The following is a 24,234-nucleotide window of genomic DNA, read 5'->3' as shown; positions in this document are numbered from 1 at the left end:
GCCGGTACGCGGCAGTACGGCAGGTCCTCCCGCGTGTCCGTCCGGATACCGATTGTGGCACGGGCGGATCGACGACAAGATCGCTGGGATGCGTGATGAAGTGAAGCTCTGCGACGGGGTCGTCACCCTGTCACCCCTGGACCCCGCCGACGCCGCCCCGGCCGCCGCGGAGGCGGCCCCGGTTCCCGTCGACGCCGCGCCGGCCATCGCCGAAGAGGATCCGGCTCCCACGCCCGGCGCGTCCCGGTCCCGCCACCGCCCCCGCCCGCGGTGGCGCCCGCACGGCACCGGCCGGACCTTCGCGATCCGCGCCGACCGGCTCGTCGGCACCGTCGAACTGCGCCCGCCGGCCGCCGGCACAGCCCACGGCGACGTCGACCTGTCCTACGCCCTCCGCCCCGAGGCCCGCGGCCGAGGCTTCGCCACCCGGGCCGTCCTGCTCGCCTGCGCCCACGCACAGGCGGAGGGCGCCCGCCGAGCCGTGATCGTCACAGCCGCCGACGCCCCCGCTGCCTCCGCCGTCGCCCACCGCGCCGGCTTCGTCCGCCGCGGCCAGATCAGCCACGCCGACGGCGCCGTCTACGACTGGTACGTCAAGGACCTCGCGGGCACGTGCTGAAGCTCCGCGTGGCGGTCCCGCCGGCCGGGGCGCGGCCCCGGCCGCAGGCGCTTTCAGGCCAGGATGCCGCTTCCGTGCGGGGCGTACAGGTCGAGCAGCCGCACACGCGTCACATGCAGCCGATGGGCCAGGATCTGCCCCACCCAGAACGTCACGGACGCGCCGAACTCGGCGTCCGTACGGCACATCGAGCGCACCGCTGTCGCGTCGAACTCATGGGCCCTGACCGGCGTCATCGCCTCCGCGCCCGACTGGCACAGATACGGCGGGAACAGCCACGACAGGCCCACGAGCTCCCCGTGCCGCAGCGTCTCGATCACCGGTGAGCCACGCCCCGGCACCTTGGCGTCGAGCGTGACCGCGCCCGTCTTCACGATCCAGAAGCGGTCGGCACGGTCCTGCTCCTCGAAGAGACGGTGACCGGATTCGAAGTACACGTCCTCGGCGAAGGCCATGAGCCGTTCCCGGTGCTCCGGCGGCAGCGTGCTGACCTTGGGTGCGGCGGTGCTCATGGCGGACCTCCTCGGACCTGCGGCTGGGTGCGTCCGCCTCCAGTGTCCGTCGCCCCCGCCCGGTACGCAGTCGCCGCACCAGCCCGGTCACACGGACGCCGTACGCGAGGTCGTGCGGCGTCGACGGAGGGTGGCCGTGCGGTCGCCCTCCGTGCGGACGGGCCCGTCGGTCAGGCCCCGGGCGCGTAGTCGATCCGGACGGTCCGTTCCAGGTGGGCGTGGAAGTCCTCGGCGTCCGCCGTGCTGTCGTGCCGGGAGATCACGAAGGCCGGGTAGCCGGTGAAGTCCGGGTACGGGCGCACCTCGTCGCCCGGGAAGAGCATCTGCACCACGTGGTCGACGCGGGGATCGGCCCGGACCTCGTCCAGGCCGTGCAGCGCGGTGATCCGCCCGTACCCGCCGCACGGCACGATGTAGTTGGCTGCGGCGCCCACCGGGGCCGCCAGACCCTCCGTCATCGCGAAGGTCGGCGGCCGGCCGACCGCGATCCGTACCGTCTCCGCCGCCAGGTCGATCCCGGAGACGTGCGAGGCCACGTAGTGGGAGACGCCCGAGCCGCCGATCCGGGCGCCCATCTCCAGCAGGTACGGCCGCGTCCCGCCGCGCAGCCGCAGCTCGGTGTGGGCGGGGCCGTCGGTGATGCCGAGCGCCGCGTGCGCGGCGGTCACCTCGCGCACGACCGCGTCGCGCACCGCGTCCAGCAGCGGGGCGGGCGCCCGGTAGACGCTCTCCTCGAAGTACGGGCCCTCCGGCTCGCCCTTGTAGCCCACGGACAGCACCCGCACGCGGCCCCCGGCCGCCAGTGACTCGACGGCGATCTCGGGCCCGTCCAGGTACTCCTCGACGACCAGCGCCGCGTCCTCCACGCCCAGCTTGTCCGCGCACAGCCGGCGCACCCCGGCGATCGTGCCACGGAGCTCGGCCGGCGTGTCCGCCCTGGTCACGCCGAGGCTGGAGTAGCCGTGCGCGGGCTTCACCACCACCGGGAAGTCCAGCTCTCCGGCCGCCGCGAGCCACGGCTCCGCGTCGGGGCCGTCGACCCGTACGAAGCGCGGCACATGGAGCCCGGCCGCCGCGAGCCGTTCCCGCATCACCCGCTTGTCCTGCGCGCCGAGCGCCGCGTCACGGCCGATGCCTGGCAGACCGAGCAGCTCGGCCGCCTCCGCGACGAACGGCACCAGCGGGTCGTAGAGGGTGGCGATGCCCTGGAAGGGCCGGGACGCGTGGCGCTCGCGGAGCGCTCCGAGGGCGCCGGCCGGGTCGCCCTCCGGGTCCAGCGGCAGCAGCTCGACGACGCCGGGCGGCAGCCGGTCCGCCGGCACCTCCTCGTCGGGCCGGGGCACCAGAACCAGGTCGACTCCGGCCCGGACGGCCCCCTCGAAGATCCAGGGCAGGGACGCACGCTGAAAGACGAGGACGAGGGTAGGCCGCTCCGCCGCCGTCACGCCCGTCCGCCCTCGGCGGCGGCAGGCGCGACGGAGGCGCGGGCGCCCTCGCTGCCGGCGATCAGCACCAGGGACGGGGCGCTGCCCGTGGATCCGTACGGTGCCGGCGCGGACGTCCCGCCCGGCGCGGACGTCCCGTACAGGGCGAAGAGGCAGCCCAGGCGCCGGCCCTCGTGCGGGGCGCGGTCGCCCGGCCCGTCGGCGGCGAGGAGGAAGACGGTCTCGCCGGGCGCGGGCGCGGGAAGGGCCTTGTGCGAGTGCCCGAAGTGCGGCGGGCTGTCCAGGCCGGCGGCCAGCCAGCCGTCGAGGTCGGCCTCCAGCGCCTCGGCCTGCTCGTCGAGCGCGTGCCGCCGGTACCAGGCGGCGCCCTCCTCCCGGATCCGCAGCAGCAGCGCGCGGTCGGCCCGGTCCGGCGCGGGCAGCGTGCCGTCGTCGGACTGGCGGGCGCGGAAGCGGTTGACGAGCGGGATGAGGGAGTCGGCCAGCACGCAGCCCTCGGCGCGCAGGTACTCCGGGATGACGGCGGTGATGGGAGGCTCCGTCCTCGGCGTCGGCGTGGACACCGGCGAGATCGTGCGCGGTTCCGGGACGGGAAGGATCCAAGCAATCGAGGGCCTCCGAGGGCAAGGCCTCCGGGGTGTCGTCCCGCATACCGGTCACGGACCGCCGGTATCCAGCCACCCGGCCCGGTGACGGAGCGCGTCGGGCGGTCGCCCGGCCCGTCCGGTGCCCTCTCCCTCGGGCCCCGAGGCCGTCCGTGTCCGGCACCCGGCCTTCCGTCCCGCCCGCCCGGCGTGCGCCCGCCGAGCGGAGGGCGGAGCATGAACCTGGAGAGGAAGCGGCAGCCCGCAGCCGGTGTCCGAGGAGGGTGCCATGGGCGTCCCGGACGGAGGCGACGCACTCGTCGTCCTCGCAGACGTCGACAAACACTTCGGCGCGCTCCATGTGCTGCAGTCCATCGACCTCACCATCCACCGCGGAGAGGTCGTGGTCGTCATCGGGCCCTCCGGGTCCGGGAAGTCCACGCTCTGCCGCGCCATCAACCGGCTGGAGACGATCGACTCCGGCAGCATCACCATCGACGGCAAGCCGCTCCCGGCGGAGGGCAAGGCGCTCGCCGCGCTCCGCGCCGACGTCGGGATGGTCTTCCAGTCGTTCAACCTCTTCGCGCACAAGACCGTGCTGGCCAACGTCACCCTCGGACAGATCAAGGTCCGCAAGAAGGACCGCGGGAAGGCCGAGGAACGGGCCCGCACACTGCTGGAGCGGGTCGGGGTGGCCAACCAGGCGGACAAGTACCCGGCGCAGCTCTCCGGCGGCCAGCAGCAGCGCGTGGCCATCGCCCGCGCGCTCGCCATGGAACCGAAGGTGATGCTGTTCGACGAGCCGACCTCGGCGCTCGACCCGGAGATGATCAACGAGGTCCTGGAGGTGATGCAGCAGCTGGCCCGGGACGGCATGACGATGGTGGTGGTGACGCACGAGATGGGCTTCGCGCGGTCGGCGGCCAATCGCGTGGTGTTCATGGCCGACGGCCGCATCGTCGAATCGGCCACGCCCGACGAGTTCTTCGGCAACCCGCGCAGCGAGCGGGCCAAGGACTTCCTGTCGAAGATCCTCCACCACTGACCCGCTTCACCGGTCCCGCATCCCGGCCTCGCAACACCGGTCCCGCGGCACCGACCCGGTACCGCCCGCCGAATCCGAACCCGCCGAATCCGACCCCGTACCCGTCCCCCCGAACCGGAACCCGAACCCGAACCCGAGCCCGAGCCCTGATCCCGACCGACCCGAACCGAACCGAACCGAACCGACACCCGTGGGGTGATGACCATGAACCCGCTCAGGAACCGAAGGTTCACCGTGGCCGCTACCACCGCGGTCGTCCTGTCCTTCACCGGCGCCGGCTACGCCTCCGCCGTACCGGCCGACCACGGAGACGACAAGATCGTCGTCGGTATCAAGTTCGACCAGCCGGGCATCGGCCTCAAGACGCCGGACGGCAAGTACACCGGCTTGGACGTCGACGTCGCGACCTACGTCGCCAAGCAGCTCGGCCACGACCCCGCCGACATCGAGTGGAAGGAGGCCAAGAGCGCCGACCGCGAGACCCTGCTCCAGCGCGGCGACGTGGACTTCATCGCGGCCTCCTACTCGATCAACGACAAGCGGCTCCAGAAGGTCGACTTCGCCGGCCCGTACCTGCTCGCCCACCAGGACGTGCTGATCCGCGCCGACGACAAATCCATCACCAAGCCCTCGGACCTGAACAACAAGAAGCTCTGCTCGGTCACGGGTTCGACGTCCGCGCAGAACGTCAAGACGAAGATCGCCCCGAACGCGCAGCTCCAGGAGTACGGCGGCTACTCCGAGTGCCTCACCGGCCTGGAGAACGGGGTCATCGACGCCATCACCACCGACGACTCCATCCTCGCCGGATACGCCGCCCAGCCCGAGTTCAAGGGCAAGTTCAAGCTCGGCGGCTTCAAGCTGAGCAACGAGAACTACGGCATCGGCGTCCAGAAGGGCAGCGAGCTCAAGGCCAAGATCAACAAGGCGCTGGAGAAGATGGTCGCCGACGGATCCTGGCAGGCGGCCGTGGACAAGAACCTCGGCCCCGCCGGCTACCAGAACGAACCCGCACCGAAGATCGGCGTGGTCGTGCGGTGAGCGGGCCCTCGTGTTCGACTTCCTCGAAGGCTACGACCTGCTGGGAGCCTTCTGGACCACGGTCCAGCTGACGGTCTACTCCGCGATCGGCTCCCTGATCTGGGGGACGCTGCTGGCCGCCATGCGCGTCAGCCCCGTCCCCCTCATGCGGGGCTTCGGCACCGTCTACGTCAACATCGTCCGCAACATCCCGCTCACCGTCATCATCGTCTTCACCTCGCTCGGCCTCTTCCAGACCCTGGGGGTGAGCCTGGGCGCCGAGGACTTCACGACCATCAACTTCCGGCTGGCCGTCCTCGGTCTCATCGCGTACACCTCGGCCTTCGTGTGCGAGGCGCTGCGCTCGGGCATCAACACCGTCCCCCTCGGGCAGGTCGAGGCCGCCCGCGCGATCGGGCTCAACTTCAACCAGACGTTGCGGCTCATCGTGCTGCCCCAGGCCTTCCGTTCGGTCGTCGGGCCGCTCACCAACGTCCTCATCGCGCTGACCAAGAACACCACCGTCGCCGCCGCGATCGGCGTCGCCGAGGCCGCCCTGCTGATGCGCGAGATGATCGAGAACGAGGCCCAGCTGATCCTCATCTCGGCGATCTTCGCCTTCGGCTTCATCTGCCTCACCCTGCCCACCGGGCTGTTCCTCGGCTGGATCGCCAAGAAGGTGGCGGTGAAACGATGAAGACCAGAACCACCGTCCTCTACGACGTCCCGGGGCCGCACGCCCGCCGCCGCAACATCCTCTACACCCTGCTCTTCGTCGTCGGACTGGCCCTGGTCGTCTGGTGGGTCGTGGCGAGCCTCGCCGACAAGAACCAGCTCGACTGGGCCAAGTGGGCGCCGTTCTTCACCGACTCCCGGGTCTGGACCACCTACCTCCTCCCGGCCCTGCAGAACACCGTGATCGCAGCCGCGCTCGCCATGGTCATCGCCCTGCCCCTCGGCGCGCTCCTCGGCATCGCCCGGCTCTCCGACCACGCCTGGGTGCGCTCTGTCGCCGGGACCGTCGTGGAGTTCTTCCGCGCCATCCCCGTCCTGATCCTGATGCTCTTCGCGAACGCCGCCTACTCGGAGTTCACCGACGTCAGCCCGGAGAACAGGCCCCTGTACGCGGTCGTCACCGGCCTCGTCCTCTACAACGCCTCCGTCCTCGCCGAGGTCGTCCGCGCGGGCATCCTCGCCCTTCCCGCCGGCCAGACCGACGCGGCCAAGGCGATCGGCATGCGCAAGGGCCAGACGATGACCTACGTACTGCTGCCGCAGTCGGTCACGGCGATGCTCCCGGCCCTGGTCAGCCAGCTCGTCGTCATCGTCAAGGACACCGCGCTCGGCGGCGCCATGCTGGGCTTCTCGGAGCTCCTCGCCTCCGTCCGCCCGATGAGCGCCAACTACGGCGCGAACACCATCGCGTCCTTCACCGTCGTCGCCGTCGTCTTCGTGATCCTCAACCTCCTCCTCACCACCTTCGCCGCCTGGCTGGAGGGCCGGCTGCGCCGCGGCAGGAAGAGCACCGGCGCGGTCGTCGGCGCCGAGGCCGTGGAGGAGCTCGCGGTACCGGGGGAGCACCCGCCGACGGGAGGCGGCGAGCGTCCCTGAGGCAGGCCCACCGGACCGTGACTTCTTACGGTCCGGTGACCGAGTGCCCCGCCCCCTCACCTCGGCCCGCTTCCGTGCCGAGAATCAAGGACATGACCGCCGCACCCCCCACGCTCACCCCCACGGACCGTCTCCTCGCCGCGCTCGCCGGCCTCGTCGCCGGATTCGGCGGGCTCGCCGTCGCCGCGCTCGTCGCCGCCGTGGTGCGGCCCGAGGCGGGGCCCGTGCCCGCCGTGGGGGACGCGGTCGTCGACCGGACGCCGACCGCGGTCAAGGAGTGGGCGATCCGTACGTTCGGCGAGAGCGACAAGGCGGTCCTGGAGTTCGGCATCCTCGTGCTGCTCGCCGTCCTCGCCGCCGCCCTCGGTCTGCTCGCCCTGCGCCGGCCGGGCGCCGCGGCCGCCGGAGTCGGCGTGCTCGGCGTGCTGGGGGCGCTCGCCGCAGTGACCCGCCCGGACTCGCGCTCCTTCACCGACGCGCTGCCCTCGCTCGCCGGGGCGGCGGCCGCCGCGACCGTGCTCCAGGTCCTGGTCCGGCACCTGACCGCGCCGCGCTCCGGCGCCCCGGCACCGGACCGGCGCGGCTTCCTGCTGACCGGCGCCGGCATGGTGATCGGTGCGACCGGCGTGACGTTCCTCGCCCGCAGCGTGGGCTCCACCCGCTCCGAGCACGCCACGGCCTCCCGTGACGCGCTCCGGCTGCCCCGGCCGGCGTCGCCCGCCCCCGCCGTCCCGCCGGGGGCTCAGCTGCCGGTCGAGGGCATCAGCCCCTTCGTCACCTCGAACGGCGACTTCTACCGGGTCGACACCGCCCTCGTCGTGCCCCGCATCGACGCCGACACCTGGCAGCTGCGCGTCCACGGCACGGGCGTGCCCCGGGAGCGCGTCTTCACGCTGCGCGAGCTGATGCGCCGCGAGGTGATCGAGCGGGACGTCACGCTCGCCTGTGTCTCCAACGAGGTCGGCGGCTCCCTCGTCGGCAACGCCCGCTGGCTCGGCGTCCGTCTCGCCGACCTGCTGCGCGAGTGCGGGGTGCGCCCCCCGGCGGCCGGCGGCCCGGCCGACCAGCTGGTGGCCCGTTCCGTGGACGGCATGACCATCGGCAGCCCCGTCGAGACCGTCATGGACGGCCGCGACGCCCTCCTCGCCTTCGGCATGAACGGTGAGCCGCTGCCGTTCGCGCACGGCTTCCCCGTCAGGATGGTCGTTCCCGGCCTGTACGGCTACGTCTCCGCCTGCAAGTGGATCACGTCCATCGAGCTCACGACCTTCGCCGCGTACGACGCCTACTGGGTGCCGCGCGGCTGGGCGGCCCAGGCCCCGGTCAAGACCGAGTCGCGGATCGACACCCCGCGCGCCTTCAGCAGCGCCGGCGCCGGAACCGTCGCCGTCGCCGGGGTGGCCTGGGCCCAGCACCGGGGCATCTCCCGGGTGCAGGTACGGGTCGACGACGGGCCCTGGCAGGACGCCGAACTCGGTGCCCAGGACAGCCGCGACACCTGGCGCCAGTGGGTCCACCGCTGGCAGGCCGAGCCGGGCCGGCACACGCTCACCGTGCGGGCCACGGACGGCACCGGCGCGGTCCAGACCGAGAAGCGGCAGGGCACCATGCCCGACGGGGCCACCGGCTACCACTCGGTCGACGTGACCGTCGACGCGCGCTGAGCCCCACCGCCCTCCGCCGCCTCCCCCGTGGCCCCTGTCCCTTCGGCCGTCGCCCCATCGGCCGCCTGCGAGCGCGGAGTCCCGTGCCCCTCTGCGGATGAGCGGACGGTCCGTGCGGCGCACCATGAAGACATGGACGCCACGCCCGATCTCAGGGACGTCAGCGCTCCGGGCCGGCTCGCGGGGCCCGACGAGGGCGTCAGCACCTCGGAGCTGGCCCTCGCGGCCCGCAACCACGGCCTCCCCCTGGAGGCGCTGCGCTACGACACCACCCCGCCCGGCCTCCACTACGTGCTGGTCCACTACGACATCCCCTACGTCGACGGCGCGGCCGAGGACTGGCGCCTCACCCTCGGCGGCCGGGTCGCCCGCCCCCTGACGCTGGACCCGGCGGCGCTGCGCGAGCGGCCCGCCGTCACCCATCGGGTCACCCTGGAGTGCGCGGGCAACGGCAGGGCCCGTCTCGCCCCCCGCCCGGTCAGCCAGCCCTGGCTCGTGGAGGCCGTCGGCACGGCGGACTGGACGGGCGTTCCGCTGGCCGTGCTGCTCGCCGAGGCGGGCGTCGCCGACGGCGCCGTCGAGGCCGTCTTCACCGGCGCCGACCACGGCGTCGAGCGGGGCACCGAGCAGGACTACCGGCGCAGCCTGCCGCTGTCCGTCGCCGCCGACCCGTCCCGCGGCGTGCTCGTGGCGTACACGATGAACGGGCACCCGCTCCCGCCGCAGCACGGGCACCCGCTGCGGCTCGTCGTGCCCGGCTGGTACGGCATGGCGAGCGTCAAGTGGCTGCGGGACATCACGGTCACCGACACCCCCTTCACCGGATTCCAGCAGGCCGTCGCCTACCGCTACCGGCAGGCCGCCGACGACCCCGGTGAGCCCGTGGACGTCATCGCGCCCCGCGCCCTGATGATCCCGCCGGGCTTCCCCGACTTCATGTCCCGCACCCGTGTCGTCCGGCCCGGCGCGGTCCCGCTGTCCGGCCGCGCCTGGTCCGGCCACGCCCCCGTGGTCCGCGTGGAGCTGAGCACCGACGGCGAACGGACCTGGACCGACGCCGACGTGATCGCCGACCCGGACCGGCCCTGGGCCTGGGCCGCGTGGCGCCTGACCTGGACCGCGGTCCCGGGCGCGTACACGCTCACCGCCCGCGCCACGGACGCCGCCGGCCACACCCAGCCGCTCACGGCTCCCTGGAACCGCGGCGGATTCGGCAACAACCTGGTCCAGCGCGTCGAGGTCGTGTGCGTGGAGCAGTCCGCGAGCGGGCTGTCGACGGCCGACGGCCGGGCGGCCCCGAGCACGGACGGCCGCGACCCCGAGCGGGTCCGGCCCTGAGCGGCCCGGCCCTGAGCGGCCCGGTCCCCGACCGGTTCCGAACCCTGAGCGGCCCGGCCCCGAGCGGTCCGGCCCTGAGCGGTCCGGCCCCGAGCTGCCCCGACCCCGACCGGTTCCGAACCCTGAGCGGCCCGGCCCCGAGCGGCCCGGCCCCAGGGTGTGCCGGGTCACTCGAGGTCGCGGGCCCGCGGTGCGGGGCGGGGGCCGGGATAGAGTCGACCCGGGACGTCCACCGCCCGCCACCGCACGACCGAGGAGCATTCCGTGACCGACCCGGAGACCACCGCCCTGCAGCAGCAGATCGCCCGGGAGCTGGAGGTCGCCGAGACCTTCGACCCGAGCGCGGAGATCGAGCGCCGGGTCGCCTTCCTCGCCGAGCGCCTCACCTCCACCGGTCTGCGCTCCCTGGTCCTCGGCATCAGCGGCGGCGTCGACTCCACCACCACCGGACGCCTCTGCCAGCTCGCGGTCGAGCGTGCCCGCGCCGCCGGCCACGACGCCACCTTCTACGCCATGCGCCTGCCGTACGGCGTCCAGGCCGACGAGCACGACGCCCAGCTCGCGCTCGACTTCATCCGGGCCGACCAGGTCCTCACCGTGGACATCCGGCCGGCCAGCGACGCCGCCCTCGACGCGAGCCGCGCCGCCGGGGTCGCCTTCCGCGACGCCCACCACCAGGACTTCGTGCACGGCAACATCAAGGCCCGGCAGCGGATGATCGCCCAGTACGCGGTCGCCGGCGCCCACGACGGCCTGGTGGTCGGCACGGACCACGCCGCCGAGGCGGTCTCCGGCTTCTTCACGAAGTACGGCGACGGCGCCGCCGACCTCGTCCCGCTGACGGGCCTGACCAAGCGCCGGGTGCGTGCCGTCGCGGCCGAGCTGGGCGCCCCCGCCGAGCTGGTCTGGAAGACCCCGACCGCCGACCTGGAGACCCTGGAGCCGGGCAAGCCCGACGAGGACGCGCTCGGCGTGACGTACGACGAGATCGACGACTTCCTGGAGGGCAAGCCGGTCGGCGAGGCGGCCTTCGCCTCGATCGTGCGCCGCTACGAGCTGACCGACCACAAGCGCCGGCTGCCGATCGCTCCCTGACCCGGGCGCGGTTCCGCCCGCGCCGGCCACCCCAGGGTGACGGGCGCGGGACCATCCGGCCGTTTCCGCGTGGCGGGGGCGGCCGGGCGCACGGCCGGTGGTGTGCCCTGAAGGGACGTCAGCAGACGCCCCATCGAAGGGAGAACCGCCCGTGCTCGGGAACACCGCGGCATTCAGCAGCTTCTCGGTCGACGACCTCGACGCCGCCCGTCGCTTCTACGACGAGACCCTCGGCCTCCGGACGTCGCAGGAGGGGACCGGCGACATGCGGATGCTGTTCCTGACCCTCGCCGACGGGGCGAGGGTCTTCGTCTACCCGAAGGGCGACCAGCACAGCCCGGCGAGTTTCACGGTGCTCCACTTCGAGGTCGACGAGATCGGGTCCGCGGTCGACGGCCTGAAGGCGCGGGGGGTGGAGTTCCGGCGCTACCCCGGCTTCGAGTTCGACGACAAGGACATCTGCCGGGACCCCCGGGGCCCGGCCATCGCCTGGTTCACCGACCCGGCGAACAACGTCCTGGCCGTCCTGCAGCGGCAGGGAGCCGGGTCGGGGAGTTGACCCCCGTCGTCCGCCCCGGGTCACCGTCCCGCCTCCGATCCCGGTGGACGCCGCCGTCATGTGATCCACTGTCCTGGCGGGGGTGACACGAACAGGAGCACGTCTTGTCCACCTACCGCCAGCCCGGGCTCGTCCTCACCGACCGCCACTACACCGTCCCCCTCGACCACGAGCGCCCGGACGGCGAGACGATCGAGATCTACGGACGCGAGGTCGTCGCCGGCGACAAGGCGGACCGCACCGACCTGCCCTGGCTGGTCTACCTGGAGGGCGGACCCGGCTTCGGCGCCCGGCGCTTCATCGGCCCGCAGGCCTGGCTGGGCCGGGCCGTGGAGGAGTTCCGCGTCCTGCTCCTGGACCAGCGCGGCACCGGCCGCTCCACCCCCGCCAACCGGCAGACCCTGCCGCTCCGGGGCGCCCCGCGCGAGCAGGCCGCCTACCTCGCGCACTTCCGCGCCGACTCCATCGTCAAGGACTGCGAGCTGATCCGCCGCGAACTCACCTTCGGCGCCCCCTGGACCGTCCTCGGCCAGAGCTTCGGCGGCTTCTGTGCCACCCACTACCTGTCCACCGCCCCCGAGGGCCTCGCCGCCGTCCTCGTCACCGGCGGCCTGCCGTCCCTGCACGCCACCGCGGACGAGGTCTACCGGGCCGCCTACCCGCGCGTCCGGGCCAAGAACGCGGCCCACTACGCCCGCTACCCCGACGACGTCGAGCGGGTCCGCCGGATCGCCGCCCACCTCCACGAGCGGACGGTCACCCTGCCCGGCGGCGGCGCGCTGACGCCCGAGGCCTTCCAGTCCCTCGGCATCCTCCTCGGCGGCGGGGAGGGCAGCCACCAGCTGCACCTGCTGCTGGAGGACGCCTTCGTCCCCACCCCGGCCGGTCCCGCCCTCTCCGACGCCTTCCTCCAGAGCGTCCAGGCCCACCTGTCCTACGCCGGGCACCCGCTCTACGCCGTCCTCCACGAGGCCATCTACGCCCAGGGTCAAGGGCCCACCGACTGGGCCGCCGAGCGGGTGCGCGCCGAGTTCCCCGAGTTCGACGCCCGGAAGGCGCTCACCGGCGACGGTCCCGTCCTCCTCACCGGGGAGACCGTCCACCCCTGGCACTTCACCACGGACCCGGCACTGTCCCCGCTCCGCGAGACCGCCGAGCTGCTCGCCGCCCGCGGGGACTGGGCCCCGCTCTACGACCCCGCACGCCTCGCCGTGAACGAGGTGCCGGCCGCCGCCGTGATCTACCACGACGACATGTACGTGGACACCGCCCACTCCCTGGAGACCGCGCGGGCCGTCCGCGGCCTGCGCACCTGGGTCACCGACGAGTACGAGCACGACGGCGTACGGGCCGGCGGCCGGCGCGTCCTCGACCGTCTCCTCGCCCTCGCCCGCGACCAGCTGTGAGCGCGCCCGCGCGCCCCCGGGCGCGGACGTGCTCCGGAGGGAGCAATGCGCGCCGCCGGGGATAGGATTCGCCGCGCAATCGATCGGCAATCGGCGCACCAGGGGGTCCGTTGGCTCACCGCGAGATTCCGGCGGCCGGACGCGAGCTGAAGTTCCGGGCCCTCATGGCGCAGCTGCGCCAGGGCATGCTGGACGGGACCTGGCCGCCCGGGAGCAAGCTTCCCACCGAGCGGGCCCTGGCCGCCGGGAGCGGTGTCTCGGTGACCACGGTGCGCCGCGCCTACGAGGACCTCGTCGCGCTCGGTCTGGTCGAACGCCGCCAGGGCGCGGGCACGTTCGCCGCCCAGCGCCCCGAGGAGCACCCCGACCGCAGGGTGGTGGGCGTCCTCGTCCCCGACACGGCCTTCTACTACCCGCGGGTGCTGCACGGCATCGAGAAGGAGCTGGCCGCCGCGGGCGCGCGACTCGTCCTCGCCTGCTCGCACTACGACCCGGACGAGGAGGACGCCGCCGTCGAACGGCTCCTGACCGCCGGCGTCCACGGCCTGCTCCTCGTCCCCACCCTGCACACCGCCACCGACCCGGGCCGCCGGGCCGAGGAGCTGCTCGCCCTGCCCGTCCCCGCCGTCCTCGTCGAGCGGCGGCTCGCCGCGTACGGGCCCGGCGACCCCACCGAGCACGTGTGCACCGACCACGAGGGCGGCGCCTACGACGCCGTACGCCATCTGCGCGGCCTCGGGCACCGCAGGATCGGCCTCCTGGTCCGCTCCGACGCCCCCACCACGGCCCCCATCGAGTCCGGCTTCGCCCGGGCGATCTCCGACCTCGGGCTGCCGGCGCCCTGGCACGAAAGCGACGTGATGAGGGAGTGGAACCCGGAGCGCGCCGACCGGGCCGTGGCCGGGCTGCGCGCCGCCGGCGCCACCGCCGCCCTCTGCTTCGGCGACCGGGAGGCCACCCTCGTGCTCGGCGCCGCCCGCCGAGCGGGCCTGCGGGTCCCCGACGACCTGGCACTGATCTCCTACGACAACGAGTTCGCGGACGTCGCCGAGACCCCGCTGACGGCCGTGTCCCCGCCCAAGTTCCAGGTCGGCAGGCTCGCCGCGCAGACCCTGCTGCGCCGGCTCACCGAAGGCGACGCCTCGCCCCTCCACCAGGTGCAACTGCGGCCCCGGCTCGTGGTCCGCGCCTCCTGCGGGGCGACGCCCGGGGACGGCGTACGGGGAGGCGCGCAGAAAAGTCCAAGTCCTGCTCACTGATTGCTCATGGTGCGCTCTCGCGCCACCGGATAGAAATCCGTCCGAGCCCCGAGCTCCCCGCGCCGAGAGAGGACGGACATGACCACCCACGTCGACACCGAGATCGCCTGCCAGCCCGACTGCTGGGGGCGAGCCGCCGAGATCGCCGCCGAGCGGGTCGCGCTGCTGCCCCGTACCGGCGAGCGGATCGCCGTGGTCGGCTGCGGCACCTCGTACTTCATCGCCCGCGCCTACGCCGCCCTGCGGGAGTCCCTGGGCGCGGGCGAGACCGACGCCTTCCCGGCCTCCGACCCGACCCCGCTCGGCCGGGGCTACGACCGGATCGTCGCCCTCACCCGCTCCGGCACCACCACCGAGGTCGCCGAGCTGCTCGTCCGGGCCGCCGGCCGCATCCCGACCCTGGTCCTCACCGGCGTCCCCGACAGCCCCGCCGGACACCACGCGGACACCGTGCTCGACCTCGGGTTCGCCGACGAACGCTCCGTGGTCCAGACCCGGTTCGCCACCACCGCGCTCCAGCTCCTGCGGGCCGGGCTCGGCGTCGACCTCGGCCCGTCGATCGTGGACGCGGAGCTCGCCCTGTACGAGCCGCTGCCCGCCGCCTGGGAGCGGCACAACCAGTTCACCTTCCTCGGCACCGGGTGGACCGTGGGCCTCGCGGAGGAGGCCGCGCTCAAGCTCCGCGAGACCGCCCGCGCCTGGACGGAGTCGTACCCGGCGATGGAGTACCGGCACGGCGCGATCAGCATCAGCGACCCCGGCAGCCTGGTCTGGTGCATCGGTCCCGTCCCGCCCGGCCTGGCCGACGAGGTCTCCGCAACGGGAGCCCAGTTCGTCGCCGACGCCGTCGACCCGGTCGCCGCCCTGGTGCGGGCCCAGCGGCTCGCCGTCTCCCTGGCCGGCCGGCGCGGCCTCAACCCCGACCGCCCGCGGAACCTCACCCGCTCGGTGATCCTCGCCGGCGCCCGCTGAGCGGGCACCGGCCGGGGCCGCTCCGGCCCCTGCGGACGCCGCCCGGCCCGTATCCTGCGCCCATGATCGAGAACTCCGAAGAGGCCCCGCCGCAGCTGACCGAGATGCCCTCCGACTGGCAGCGCGCGCTCGCCGTCGTCGCCCACCCGGACGACCTGGAGTACGGCTGCGCCGCGGCCGTCGCGGGCTGGACGGACGAGGGCAAGGAGGTCGCCTACGTCCTGGTGACGCGGGGCGAGGCCGGTATCGACACCCTCGACCCGGCCACCTGCGGTCCGCTGCGCGAGCGGGAACAGCGGGACAGCGCCGCCGTGGTGGGCGTGGAGACCGTCGAGTTCCTCGACCACGCGGACGGCATGATCGAGTACGGCCTGGGACTGCGGCGCGAGATCGCCGCCGCGATCCGCCGTCACCGGCCCGAACTCGTCATCACCCTCAACCACCGCGACACCTGGGGTCCGGAGCCCGGTGGCTGGTGGAACACCCCCGACCACCGTGCCGTCGGCCGGGCCACCCTGGACGCCGCGGCGGACGCGGGCAACCGCTGGATCTTCCCCGAGCTCACCGCGCAGGGCCTCGAACCCTGGAACGGGGTCCGCTGGGTGGCCGTCGCCGGCTCGAACCTGCCGACCCACGCCGTGGACGCCCGCCCGGGCCTGGAGCGCGCCACCCGCTCGCTCCTCGCCCACCGCACGTACATCGAGGCCCTGACGGACCAGGACGCCGAGGAGTACGTCCGCGACTTCGTCGCCGAGTCGACCGGCCGCGCCGCCGGCCGCTTCGGCGGGCGTCCGGCGGTGGCGTTCGAGGTGTTCCCCCGCTAGCGGCCCGCGGTTAGGCTTCCACGTCGGCTGACTATTCGTCAGAAGTCTGGGGGCGCAAGGTGATCGACACGCTCGACCACGCCGTCCCGGAGGGCGAGGAGCGGCTCACCCTCCGGGTCGAGGACGGCGTCGGGGTGCTCACCCTGTGCCGCCCGGAGAAGCTCAACGGCTGGAGCTGGGAGGCCAGTCGGCAGCTCGGGGTGTTCGCCGAACGGATCCGTTTCGACGAGCGGATCCGGGTCGTGCTGCTGCGTGCCGAAGGCCGGGCCTTCTGCGCCGGTATCGACGTCACCGCGCCCGGCGGCGCCATCACCGGCCGGTCGGCGGCCGAACGGACCGAGAACTACGCCGAGGGCATCCGCTGGGTGCACGAGCGGTTCGCCGCCTTCGCCCGGCTGCCGCAGCCGATCGTCGCCGCCGTCCAGGGCTACTGCCTCGGCTTCGGCTTCGAACTGGCCCTGATGGCCGACCTCCGCATCGCCGCCGAGGACGCCGTCTTCGCCCTCCCCGAGACCGGCATCGGGGTCGCCGTGGACGCGGGCGGCGACCTGCGGATCGCCCGTGAGGCCGGAGCCGGCTGGGCCAAGTACCTGGCGCTCACCGGCCGTCGGATCGACGCCGGCACGGCCGCCCGGCTCGGCCTCGTCCAGCAGGTCGTCCCCGTGGCCGACCTGGCGCACGAGGCCGCCGGAACGGCCGCCGCCGTCGCGGCGGCCGCGCCGCTCGCCGTCCGCGCCGTGAAACGCAATGTCGACGCCTACGCCGACCAGGGCCTGTCCGCAGCGCTCGACCGCACCGCGCTCGCCGCCGCGCTCACTCTCACCTCCGAGGACGCCCGCGAGGGCTACATGGCGAAGGCGGCCCGCAGGCCGCCCCGCTTCGAAGGTCGCTGACTCACATGGTGGGGGAGGGCTTCAGGACGGCGAAGGGCGCCCCGAAGGGGTCCGCGAACCAGGCGATCCGGCCCACTTCGGGGACGTCCGCCGCGGGCATCAGGACCGAACCGCCGCTCTCCTGGACCGTCACCGCGGTCGCGTCGGGGTCCGTCACCATGAAGTACGGCACCCAGCGCGAGACCCCCGCCCCGGGCTGGAGAGGGGCAGCGCCGCCGAACGAGGCGTCCTGCTGGTCGCCCTCGGCCGTGGAGATCACCCGGTACGTCATGCCCGGCGCGTCCATCGCCGCCCAGCGCCAGCCGAACAGCGCGCCGTAGAAGGAGAGGGTGGCCTCCGGATCGCCGGTGTGCAGCTCCACCCAGAGCAGGGTGTCGCGCTCCGAGGTCCGGTCCAGGCCCTTGACCTTCCCCGGCTGCCACACCGCGAACTGGGCGCCGCCCGGATCGGTCAGGGCCGCCATCCGGCCCGCGTCCATGACGTCGAAGGCCGCCATCCGCACCGTCCCGCCGTTGGCCTCGGCCGCGTGCGCGGTGGCGTCGGCGTCGGGGGTGTGGAAGTAGACGGTCCAGGCGCTGCTCGCGCCCTCCTCGGTGAGCGGGCCGACCGCCGCGACCGTCCGGCCGTCCTGCTGGAAGAAGCCGTAGCCGCCGCCCTCGGGCCCGGCGGAGGCGAAGTCCCAGCCGAACACCCGCCCGTAGAACATGGCGGCGGCGTCGGTGTCAGGGCTGCCGAGATCGATCCAGCTGGGTGAGCCCGTGGTGAAGTCCGTACCGAGCATGAGGGACATCCCGTCCTTCCGGTGGGTGAAGATCTTTCGGTCACCATGGCCGATCCTCGTCCCCGCCCCCGGCCCGCGCAGCCCTGGCGGCCGGGTTTCATCCGCACGGCCTACCCTCCGTCGGCCGCCGCCCCGAACCGTCCGCGCCCCAGCTGGGTCCGCACCGGCACCACGGTCTCGTTGACGAGGGACCGCCGCTGCCAGTTCGCCCCGTCCACCACCAGCGTGTGCCCGCTGACGAACCGGGCGTACGGGGAGGCCAGGAAGGTCGCCGCCCAGCCCAGCTCGCGCGGCCGGCCCACCCGCAGGGCGGGCTGCCGGGCGCCCAGCCCGCCGGGAGCCCGAGCCAGGTTCGCCCGGATGTCCGCCACCATGTCCTCGTGCGGCACGAGTCCGGGCACCAGGCCGTTCACCTGGATCCCGTACGGTCCCCACTCCACGGCCAGCGTCTCCGTCAGGTTCTTCACCCCCGCCTTCGCGGCCGCCGAGTGCGCGTGGCCGGGGCCGCCCGTCCAGGCGTACGAGGCGCCGACGTTGACGACCGAGCCGGGCGTCCCCGCCGCCAGGTGCCGCCGACCGAACTCCCGCGTCACGAACCAGGTCCCGGTGAGCGTGATGTCCACGACCGCGCGCCAGCCGTTCGGCGACAGGTCCTCGGCCGGCACGGGGAAGTTGGCGGCGGCGCAGTTCACCAGGACGTCCGGCCGGGCGCCGAGCTCCGCCTCGCAGGCGTCGAACACGGCGGCGACGCGCTCCGGCTCGCGGATGTCGCACACCCCGGTCACCACCCGCGTCCCCGCCACCGCCGCCAGCTCCTCGCGCGCCGCCGCGAGGCGTTCCGGCGTCCGGCCGACGATCACCAGGTCGCCCCCCAGGCGCGCGAACTCGGCGGCGATCGCCTTCCCGAGCCCGGAACCGCCACCGGTCACCAGGACGACCCGCCCGGCGAAGGTCCCCGCGGGCAGGGCGGCCGCACCGAGCGGGGGAGGCGCCGGCAGGCCGGGCGGACGGGCGCTCATGTCGTCGGTCATGGGCGCATCGATAGCGCGCGGGCCCTGAGAACGGAAGGCCGACGACGCGTCGGCAGCGCCTGGCCGGGCGCTGCCGACGCGCCCCTGACACCGAGCCGCGGTCCTCCCGCCGCCGCGCCGCCCCGCCGGATCGGCAGCACGCCGCTCCACCCACCCCGCGCCGCTACACCGCCCCGACCCCGGCCTTGCGGTCCAGGTCCGCGAACAGCAGGTCGGCGTTGACCAGGGCGGCCGCCCGGTAGCCGCCGCTCGCCGCGTTCACGACCTGCTCCTGGGCGCCGATCACGTTCCCCGCCGCCCACACGCCGGGCACGCTCGTCCGGAACGTCTCGTCGACCGTGACGAAGCTGCCCAGCGGCGTCTCGTGCGTGGCCGCGCCGAGCGCGGTGAGCAGCCCGTCGCGGGGCGTCGTGCGGGTGCCCACGAACAGGACCTCGCGCGGCACGACCCGTCCGTCCGTCATCCGTACGCCGGTCAGCCCGGATTCCTCGACCACCAGGCCCGCCACCTCGCCGGTCACGACCGTCACGCCGGCTGCGGCGAGCCGCGCGGCATCCTCGGACGAGGGCTCCGGGGCGGTGTGCAGGAAGAGGGTCACGTCGGCGGACCACTGGGAGACCATCAGCGCCTGGTGCGCCGGCATGACGGGGTGGGCGATCACGCCGAAGGCCCGGTCACGCACCTCCCAGCCGTGGCAGTACGGGCAGTGGAGCACGTCCTCGCCCCATCGCTCGGCGACACCGTCGATCGCCGGGAGCTCGTCCGTCAGACCGGTGGTGACGATCAGCCGGCGGGCCAGGACCCGCCGTCCGTCCGCCAGCGTGAGGGCGAAACCCTCGTCCCCGAGCGGGACCGCGTCCGTGACGAGGCCGCTCAGCCGGTCCACGCCGTACGAGGCGATCTCGCGCTGCCCGGCCGCCAGGAATTCGGCCGGGCTCATGCCGTCCCGGGTGAGGTAGCCCTGCATGTGGGCGGCCGGTGCGTTGCGTGGCTCGCCGGCGTCGACCACGAGGGTCCGGCGCCGCGCGCGGCCCAGGACCAGGGCGGCGCTGAGCCCGGCCGCGCCGCCGCCGACCACCACCACGTCGTACGTCCCGGCCCCGATGTCCGTGCCGGTCCCGGTCTGTGTCTCGGCCGCCGCCTCGGACCGCGCCGCGGTCCCGGTCTCGCCGGAAGGGTTCTCGCTCATACCGCGAGAGTGGACCTGGCGCTGCTTGATTGACAAATGGAGTTGCTGTTTCTGCAATGGATCCATGACCGCCGAAGACGCACGCGATGACCGGCACACCCACCGACAGGAGGACCGGTCCCAGGACGCCCGGGAAGACGAACGCATCGACGAGGTGCTCAGCGAGGTCGGCCCCCGGCTGCGCCGCATCCGGCGGGAGCGGGGCGCGACCCTGGCCGAGCTGTCCACCTCCACCGGCATCTCGGTGAGCACGCTCTCACGCCTGGAGTCCGGACAGCGCAAGCCCAGCCTGGAGCTGCTGCTGCCGATCGCCCGGGCCCACCAGGTCCCGCTGGACGAACTGGTTGGTGCGCCGCCGGCCGGCGATCCGCGCGTCCGGGCGAAGCCCATCGTGCGGCACGGGCGCACGATGTACCCGCTCACCCGCCAGCCGGGCGGCCTCCAGGCGTACAAGGTGGTGCAGCAACCCGGCGCCGAGACGCCCGACCCGCGGGTCCACGAGGGCTACGAGTGGCTGTACGTGCTGTCCGGGCGGTTGCGGCTCGTCCTCGGAGAGCACGACGTGGTGCTCGGGGCCGGCGAGGCCGCCGAGTTCGACACCCGCGTGCCGCACTGGTTCGGCCCGGCGGGCGACCGGCCCGTGGAGTTCCTGAGCCTCTTCGGCCCGCAGGGCGAGCGGATGCACGTACGCGCGCGTCCGAAGAGCTCCTAGGGAGCCACAGCTGCGGGGGCGGCCGCGCGGACCACCAGTTCCGTGCTGCGGCGAGCCCGTCCAGCTCCCGCGTCGCCTCGGTGGGCGCTCGTCCTGCCGCTCACGGGGGGGTGCCGACGGCGAGGAGCGCCGTGCCGACGAGGCCCGAGACGTGAGCAGCGGCGGTGCGCACCGGATCCGGAGGAAGGGCGGGCACGGCCGGGAGGCCGGTGCCCCGGGCCCTCGCCCTTGGGGCCCTGGCGTGGAAGTCGAGATCGTACGCACGGGAGCGCATGGCCGACGAAATCGGCAGCGGCGCAAAGAGGGAGTGCGCGGCAGGTTCCGCGAAGCCAAGCGACCGCTTAGTATGCGAGCGACCCCGCAGGACGCACGACAGCACGTGGAGGCCCCGGATGCAGGCATGGCGAGTGCACGAGAACGGTGAGCCGGGCGAGGTGATGCAGCTCGACGAGACCGACCGGCCGGAGCCCGGACCCGGGCAGGTGCTGCTCAAGGTCCGCGCCACCGGCCTCAACTTCCCGGACGCCCTGCTGTGCCGGGGGCAGTACCAGGTGCGGCCCCCGCTGCCCTTCACCCCCGGCGTGGAGATCTGCGCCGAGACGGAGGACGGGCGCCGGGTCATCGCGACCCCCGCCCTGCCCTACGGCGGACTCGCGGAGTACGCGGTGGCCGACGAGGCGGCGCTGCTGCCGGCGCCCGAGGCGCTGGACGACGCCGAGGCGGCGGCACTGCACATCGGCTACCAGACCGGCTGGTTCGGCCTCCACCGCAGGGCCGGCCTGCGGGAGGGCGAGACGCTGCTCGTCCACGCCGCCGCGGGCGGCGTCGGCAGCGCCGCCGTCCAGCTCGGCAAGGCGGCCGGCGCCACCGTCATCGGTGTCGTCGGTGGTGCGGACAAGGCCGCCGTGGCCCGCGGGATCGGCTGCGACGTCGTCGTCGACCGGCACGCCGAGGACGTCGTCGCGGCCGTCAAGGAGGCCACCGGCGGTCGCGGCGCCGACGTGATCTACGACCCGGTCGGGGGCGCGGCCTACCAGCAGTCCGCCAAGCTCGTGGCCTTCGAGGGCCGGATCCTGATCGTCGGCTTCGCCAGCGGCACCGTCCCGGCCCCCGCCCTCAACCACGCCCTGATCAAGAACTACTCGATCGTGGGCCTGCACTGGGGCCTCTACAACCTCAAGGACCCGGCCGCCGTCCTGCGCTGCCACGAGACCCTCACCGCGCTCGCCGCCAAGGGGCTCGTCAAGCCCTACGTGAGCGAGCGCGTGGCCTTCGCCGACGCCGCCGACGCCGTGCAGCGCATCTCCGAGGGCACCACCACCGGCCGACTCGTCGTCCTTCCGGAAGGAGCCCGCGCATGACGGGATCCCGTCCCGACGCCGCCGAACTCGTGGAGCGGACCCGGCGGTTGCTCGCCGAGCACCCGCCCGCCACGACCGGGCGCGGCGACTTCCTGCGGGCCCGCTTCGACGCCGGTCTCGCCTGGGTGCACTACCCGAAGGGCCTCGGCGGACTCGACGCCCCGCGCTCCCTCCAGGCCGTCGTCGACGCCGAACTCGCCGCCGCCGGAGCCCCCGACAACGACCCGCGCCGGATCGGCATCGGCCTCGGCATGGCCGCCCCGACCCTCCTCGCGTACGGCTCCGAGGAAGTCAAGGAGCGGTTCCTGAAGCCCCTCTGGGTCGGTGAGGAGGTCTGGTGCCAGCTCTTCAGCGAGCCCGGCGCGGGCTCCGACCTCGCCGCCCTCGGCACCCGTGCGGTGCGGGACGGCGACTCCTGGGTGGTCAACGGGCAGAAGGTGTGGACCTCCAGCGCCCATGTGGCCCGCTGGGCCATCCTCATCGCCCGCACGGACCCCGACCTGCCCAAGCACCGGGGCATTACGTACTTCGTCTGCGACATGACCGACCCCGGTGTCGAGGTGCGGCCGCTGCGCCAGATCACCGGTGAGGCCGAGTTCAACGAGGTCTTCCTGACGAACGTGCGCATCCCCGACGCCCACCGCCTCGGCGAGATCGGCGACGGCTGGCGTGTCGCCCAGACCACGCTCATGAACGAGCGCGTCTCCATCGGCGGCGCCCGCGTCCCCCGCGAGGGCGGCATGATCGGCAAGGTGGCCGAGACCTGGCGGGCGCGCCCCGAACTGCGGACCCACGACCTGCACCGCAGACTGCTCGACCTGTGGGTCGACGCCGAGGTGGCCCGGCTCACCGGCGAGCGGCTGCGTCAGCAGCTCGTCGCCGGCCAGCCGGGTCCCGAGGGCAGCGCGACCAAGCTCGGCTTCGCCCGCCTCAACCAGGCCATCAGCGCCCTGGAGGTGGAACTCCTGGGCGATGAGGGCCTGTTGTACGGCGACTGGACGATGGCCCGGCCCGACCTGGTCGATTTCACCGGCCGTGACGCGGGCTACCGCTATCTGCGCGCCAAGGGCAACTCGATCGAGGGCGGCACGACCGAGGTGCTGCTCAACATCGTCGCCGAGCGGGTCCTGGGCCTGCCCTCCGAGCCCCGCAACGACAAGGACGTCGCCTGGAAGGACCTCGCCCGATGACGGAAACGACGCCCACGGCCGACCTGTTGTACTCCGACACCGAGGACGACCTGCGCGCCGCGGTCCGCTCCCTGCTCGCCGACCGCGCCGACGCGCAGACCGTGCTCGGCCGGATCGAGGGCGAACGCCCGTACGTCCCCGGCCTGTGGGAGGCGCTCGGCGGCGGGATCGGCGCCGCCGGACTTCTCGTCCCCGAGAAGCTGGGCGGCCAGGGCGCGAGCCACCGCGAGGCCGCCGTGGTCCTGGAGGAGCTGGGCCGGGCCGTCACCCCCGTCCCGTACCTCACCAGCGCCGTGGTGGCGACCGAGACCCTGCTGGCGCTCGACGCGGACGGCGGCCCGGCCGTGGAGCTCCTCGCCGCGCTCGCGGGCGGCGGGAGCGTCGCCGTCCTCGCGGTCCCGCTCTCCACCGCGCCGGGTGACGCCGGCGTACGGTCCGGGCCGGTGCCCGCCGTCGCGGACGCCGTGGCCGCCGACGTCCTCCTCGTCCCGCGGGCCGACGGGCTGTACGCCGTGCCCGCCGCCGACGCGGTGATCACCCCGCGCTCCTCGCTCGACCTGACCCGGCCGCTGGCCGTCGTCGACGCGGACGGCGCCGTCGGCACGCGCCTGGCCGATGCCGGGACCTCGGCCGCCGCAGTCCGGCGGGGGCTGCTCGCCGGGGCCGGACTGCTCGCCTCCGAGCAGCTCGGGATCGCCGAGTGGTGCCTGGAGGAGACTGTCCGGCACACCAGGGAACGGCATCAGTTCAACCGCCCGATCGGCTCCTTCCAGGCCCTGAAGCACCGGATGGCCCAGCTCTGGCTGGAGCTCGTGGGCGCCAGGGCTGCGGCCCGCGCCGCCGCCGACGCGCTGGCGACCGGCGCGCCCGACGCCGAGCTGACGGTGGCCGTCGCGCAGGCCTACTGCTCGAAGACCGCCGTGCACGCCGCCGAGGAGTGCGTCCAGCTGCACGGCGGCATCGGCATGACCTGGGAGCACCCCGCGCACCTGGCGCTGAAGCGGGCCAAGTCCGACCAGACGGCGCTGGGTTCGGCCGGCCGGCATCAGGACGCCATCGCGGCCCTGGTGGAGCTGCCCGCCCCCCGGTAAGGGGCCCATGTGTTCGCACCCCTCTACGTACTG

At 74.1% G+C, this 24,234-nt stretch carries 24 protein-coding genes; 18 read left to right on the top strand and 6 right to left on the bottom strand.

The window, feature by feature from the left end:
- Positions 1-88 precede the first annotated feature (88 nt).
- Positions 89-619: a GNAT family N-acetyltransferase gene (locus ACIRQF_RS04415; protein ID WP_404088765.1), complete on the top strand. Its 531-nt coding sequence runs from the start codon at positions 89-91 to the stop codon at positions 617-619.
- A gap of 53 nt (positions 620-672) precedes the next feature.
- Here ACIRQF_RS04415 and ACIRQF_RS04410 read toward each other — a convergent pair whose 3' ends face one another.
- The 3 genes from ACIRQF_RS04410 to ACIRQF_RS04400 all read right to left on the bottom strand — a co-directional run bounded on the left by ACIRQF_RS04410 (position 673) and on the right by ACIRQF_RS04400 (position 3,139).
- Positions 673-1,131 (bottom strand): cyclic nucleotide-binding domain-containing protein, encoded by a 459-nt coding sequence (locus tag ACIRQF_RS04410; protein ID WP_376636742.1) that lies wholly within the window; start codon positions 1,129-1,131, stop codon positions 673-675.
- A 170-nt stretch (positions 1,132-1,301) separates the two neighbouring features.
- The gene (locus ACIRQF_RS04405; protein ID WP_404088763.1) at positions 1,302-2,576 is read right to left on the bottom strand and encodes an ATP-grasp domain-containing protein; all 1,275 of its coding nucleotides are present in this window, start codon (positions 2,574-2,576) and stop codon (positions 1,302-1,304) included.
- Positions 2,573-3,139 (bottom strand): hypothetical protein, encoded by a 567-nt coding sequence (locus ACIRQF_RS04400; protein ID WP_404088761.1) that lies wholly within the window; start codon positions 3,137-3,139, stop codon positions 2,573-2,575. Before ACIRQF_RS04400 ends, ACIRQF_RS04405 begins: the two co-directional genes overlap by 4 nt.
- Positions 3,140-3,449: 310 nt before the next feature.
- Between ACIRQF_RS04400 and ACIRQF_RS04395 the strand changes: the two genes are divergently transcribed.
- The 13 genes from ACIRQF_RS04395 (at position 3,450) to ACIRQF_RS04335 (ending at position 16,846) form a co-directional block, all read left to right on the top strand.
- On the top strand, positions 3,450-4,205 hold the full coding sequence (locus ACIRQF_RS04395; RefSeq protein WP_376636745.1) for an amino acid ABC transporter ATP-binding protein: 756 nt from the start codon (positions 3,450-3,452) through the stop codon (positions 4,203-4,205).
- Between the two features lie 198 nt (positions 4,206-4,403).
- On the top strand, positions 4,404-5,246 hold the full coding sequence (locus tag ACIRQF_RS04390; protein ID WP_376636746.1) for a glutamate ABC transporter substrate-binding protein: 843 nt from the start codon (positions 4,404-4,406) through the stop codon (positions 5,244-5,246).
- A gap of 10 nt (positions 5,247-5,256) precedes the next feature.
- On the top strand, positions 5,257-5,922 hold the full coding sequence (locus ACIRQF_RS04385) for an amino acid ABC transporter permease (protein WP_382486045.1): 666 nt from the start codon (positions 5,257-5,259) through the stop codon (positions 5,920-5,922).
- On the top strand, positions 5,919-6,836 hold the full coding sequence (locus ACIRQF_RS04380; RefSeq protein ID WP_382486043.1) for an amino acid ABC transporter permease: 918 nt from the start codon (positions 5,919-5,921) through the stop codon (positions 6,834-6,836). Before ACIRQF_RS04385 ends, ACIRQF_RS04380 begins: the two co-directional genes overlap by 4 nt.
- Before the next feature lie 92 nt (positions 6,837-6,928).
- A complete protein-coding gene (locus ACIRQF_RS04375) occupies positions 6,929-8,500 on the top strand; it encodes a molybdopterin-dependent oxidoreductase (RefSeq protein ID WP_404088757.1) in 1,572 nt (523 codons plus the stop codon).
- A 132-nt stretch (positions 8,501-8,632) separates the two neighbouring features.
- On the top strand, positions 8,633-9,838 hold the full coding sequence (locus tag ACIRQF_RS04370) for a sulfite oxidase (protein ID WP_404088755.1): 1,206 nt from the start codon (positions 8,633-8,635) through the stop codon (positions 9,836-9,838).
- A gap of 264 nt (positions 9,839-10,102) precedes the next feature.
- Positions 10,103-10,933 (top strand): ammonia-dependent NAD(+) synthetase, encoded by an 831-nt coding sequence (gene nadE, locus ACIRQF_RS04365; protein WP_376636751.1) that lies wholly within the window; start codon positions 10,103-10,105, stop codon positions 10,931-10,933.
- A gap of 151 nt (positions 10,934-11,084) precedes the next feature.
- Entirely contained in the window at positions 11,085-11,492 is a 408-nt protein-coding gene (locus ACIRQF_RS04360) for a VOC family protein (RefSeq protein ID WP_404088752.1), read from the top strand.
- A gap of 104 nt (positions 11,493-11,596) precedes the next feature.
- A complete protein-coding gene (locus ACIRQF_RS04355) occupies positions 11,597-12,898 on the top strand; it encodes an alpha/beta fold hydrolase (RefSeq protein WP_404088750.1) in 1,302 nt (433 codons plus the stop codon).
- Between the two features lie 110 nt (positions 12,899-13,008).
- Positions 13,009-14,157 carry a substrate-binding domain-containing protein gene (locus tag ACIRQF_RS04350; protein WP_404088748.1) on the top strand — a complete coding sequence of 383 codons (1,149 nt, stop codon included), beginning with the start codon at positions 13,009-13,011 and terminating at the stop codon, positions 14,155-14,157.
- Between the two features lie 78 nt (positions 14,158-14,235).
- The gene (locus ACIRQF_RS04345) at positions 14,236-15,129 is read left to right on the top strand and encodes an SIS domain-containing protein (protein WP_404088746.1); all 894 of its coding nucleotides are present in this window, start codon (positions 14,236-14,238) and stop codon (positions 15,127-15,129) included.
- 62 nt (positions 15,130-15,191) lie between these two features.
- On the top strand, positions 15,192-15,953 hold the full coding sequence (locus ACIRQF_RS04340) for a PIG-L deacetylase family protein (protein WP_404088744.1): 762 nt from the start codon (positions 15,192-15,194) through the stop codon (positions 15,951-15,953).
- A gap of 59 nt (positions 15,954-16,012) precedes the next feature.
- Positions 16,013-16,846, top strand: coding sequence for an enoyl-CoA hydratase/isomerase family protein (locus tag ACIRQF_RS04335; protein WP_404088742.1), 834 nt, complete (start codon positions 16,013-16,015; stop codon positions 16,844-16,846).
- A gap of 1 nt (position 16,847) precedes the next feature.
- Here ACIRQF_RS04335 and ACIRQF_RS04330 read toward each other — a convergent pair whose 3' ends face one another.
- From ACIRQF_RS04330 to ACIRQF_RS04320, 3 genes are all read right to left on the bottom strand, one after another.
- On the bottom strand, positions 16,848-17,627 hold the full coding sequence (locus ACIRQF_RS04330; RefSeq protein ID WP_404089525.1) for a VOC family protein: 780 nt from the start codon (positions 17,625-17,627) through the stop codon (positions 16,848-16,850).
- Positions 17,628-17,737: 110 nt separating this feature from the next.
- Positions 17,738-18,658 (bottom strand): SDR family oxidoreductase, encoded by a 921-nt coding sequence (locus ACIRQF_RS04325; protein ID WP_404088740.1) that lies wholly within the window; start codon positions 18,656-18,658, stop codon positions 17,738-17,740.
- A 163-nt stretch (positions 18,659-18,821) separates the two neighbouring features.
- Positions 18,822-19,847 carry an NAD(P)/FAD-dependent oxidoreductase gene (locus ACIRQF_RS04320; RefSeq protein WP_404088738.1) on the bottom strand — a complete coding sequence of 342 codons (1,026 nt, stop codon included), beginning with the start codon at positions 19,845-19,847 and terminating at the stop codon, positions 18,822-18,824.
- 64 nt (positions 19,848-19,911) lie between these two features.
- Here ACIRQF_RS04320 and ACIRQF_RS04315 point away from each other — a divergent pair, with 64 nt between their 5' ends.
- The 4 genes from ACIRQF_RS04315 (at position 19,912) to ACIRQF_RS04300 (ending at position 24,201) form a co-directional block, all read left to right on the top strand.
- Positions 19,912-20,559 (top strand): helix-turn-helix domain-containing protein, encoded by a 648-nt coding sequence (locus tag ACIRQF_RS04315; protein ID WP_404088736.1) that lies wholly within the window; start codon positions 19,912-19,914, stop codon positions 20,557-20,559.
- 392 nt (positions 20,560-20,951) lie between these two features.
- A complete protein-coding gene (locus ACIRQF_RS04310) occupies positions 20,952-21,920 on the top strand; it encodes an NADPH:quinone oxidoreductase family protein (RefSeq protein WP_404088734.1) in 969 nt (322 codons plus the stop codon).
- Positions 21,917-23,110, top strand: a complete 1,194-nt coding sequence (locus tag ACIRQF_RS04305; RefSeq protein WP_376636762.1) for an acyl-CoA dehydrogenase family protein — start codon at positions 21,917-21,919, stop codon at positions 23,108-23,110. The genes ACIRQF_RS04310 and ACIRQF_RS04305 overlap by 4 nt, the downstream gene beginning before the upstream one ends.
- Positions 23,107-24,201 (top strand): acyl-CoA dehydrogenase family protein, encoded by a 1,095-nt coding sequence (locus tag ACIRQF_RS04300; RefSeq protein ID WP_404088731.1) that lies wholly within the window; start codon positions 23,107-23,109, stop codon positions 24,199-24,201. Before ACIRQF_RS04305 ends, ACIRQF_RS04300 begins: the two co-directional genes overlap by 4 nt.
- The last annotated feature ends 33 nt before the right edge of the window (positions 24,202-24,234 follow it).

This window comes from Streptomyces sp. NPDC101191 (assembly GCF_044767915.1).
In the GTDB taxonomy this organism is placed as follows: domain Bacteria; phylum Actinomycetota; class Actinomycetes; order Streptomycetales; family Streptomycetaceae; genus Streptomyces.
This window is presented reverse-complemented; position numbering and strand designations above follow the sequence as displayed.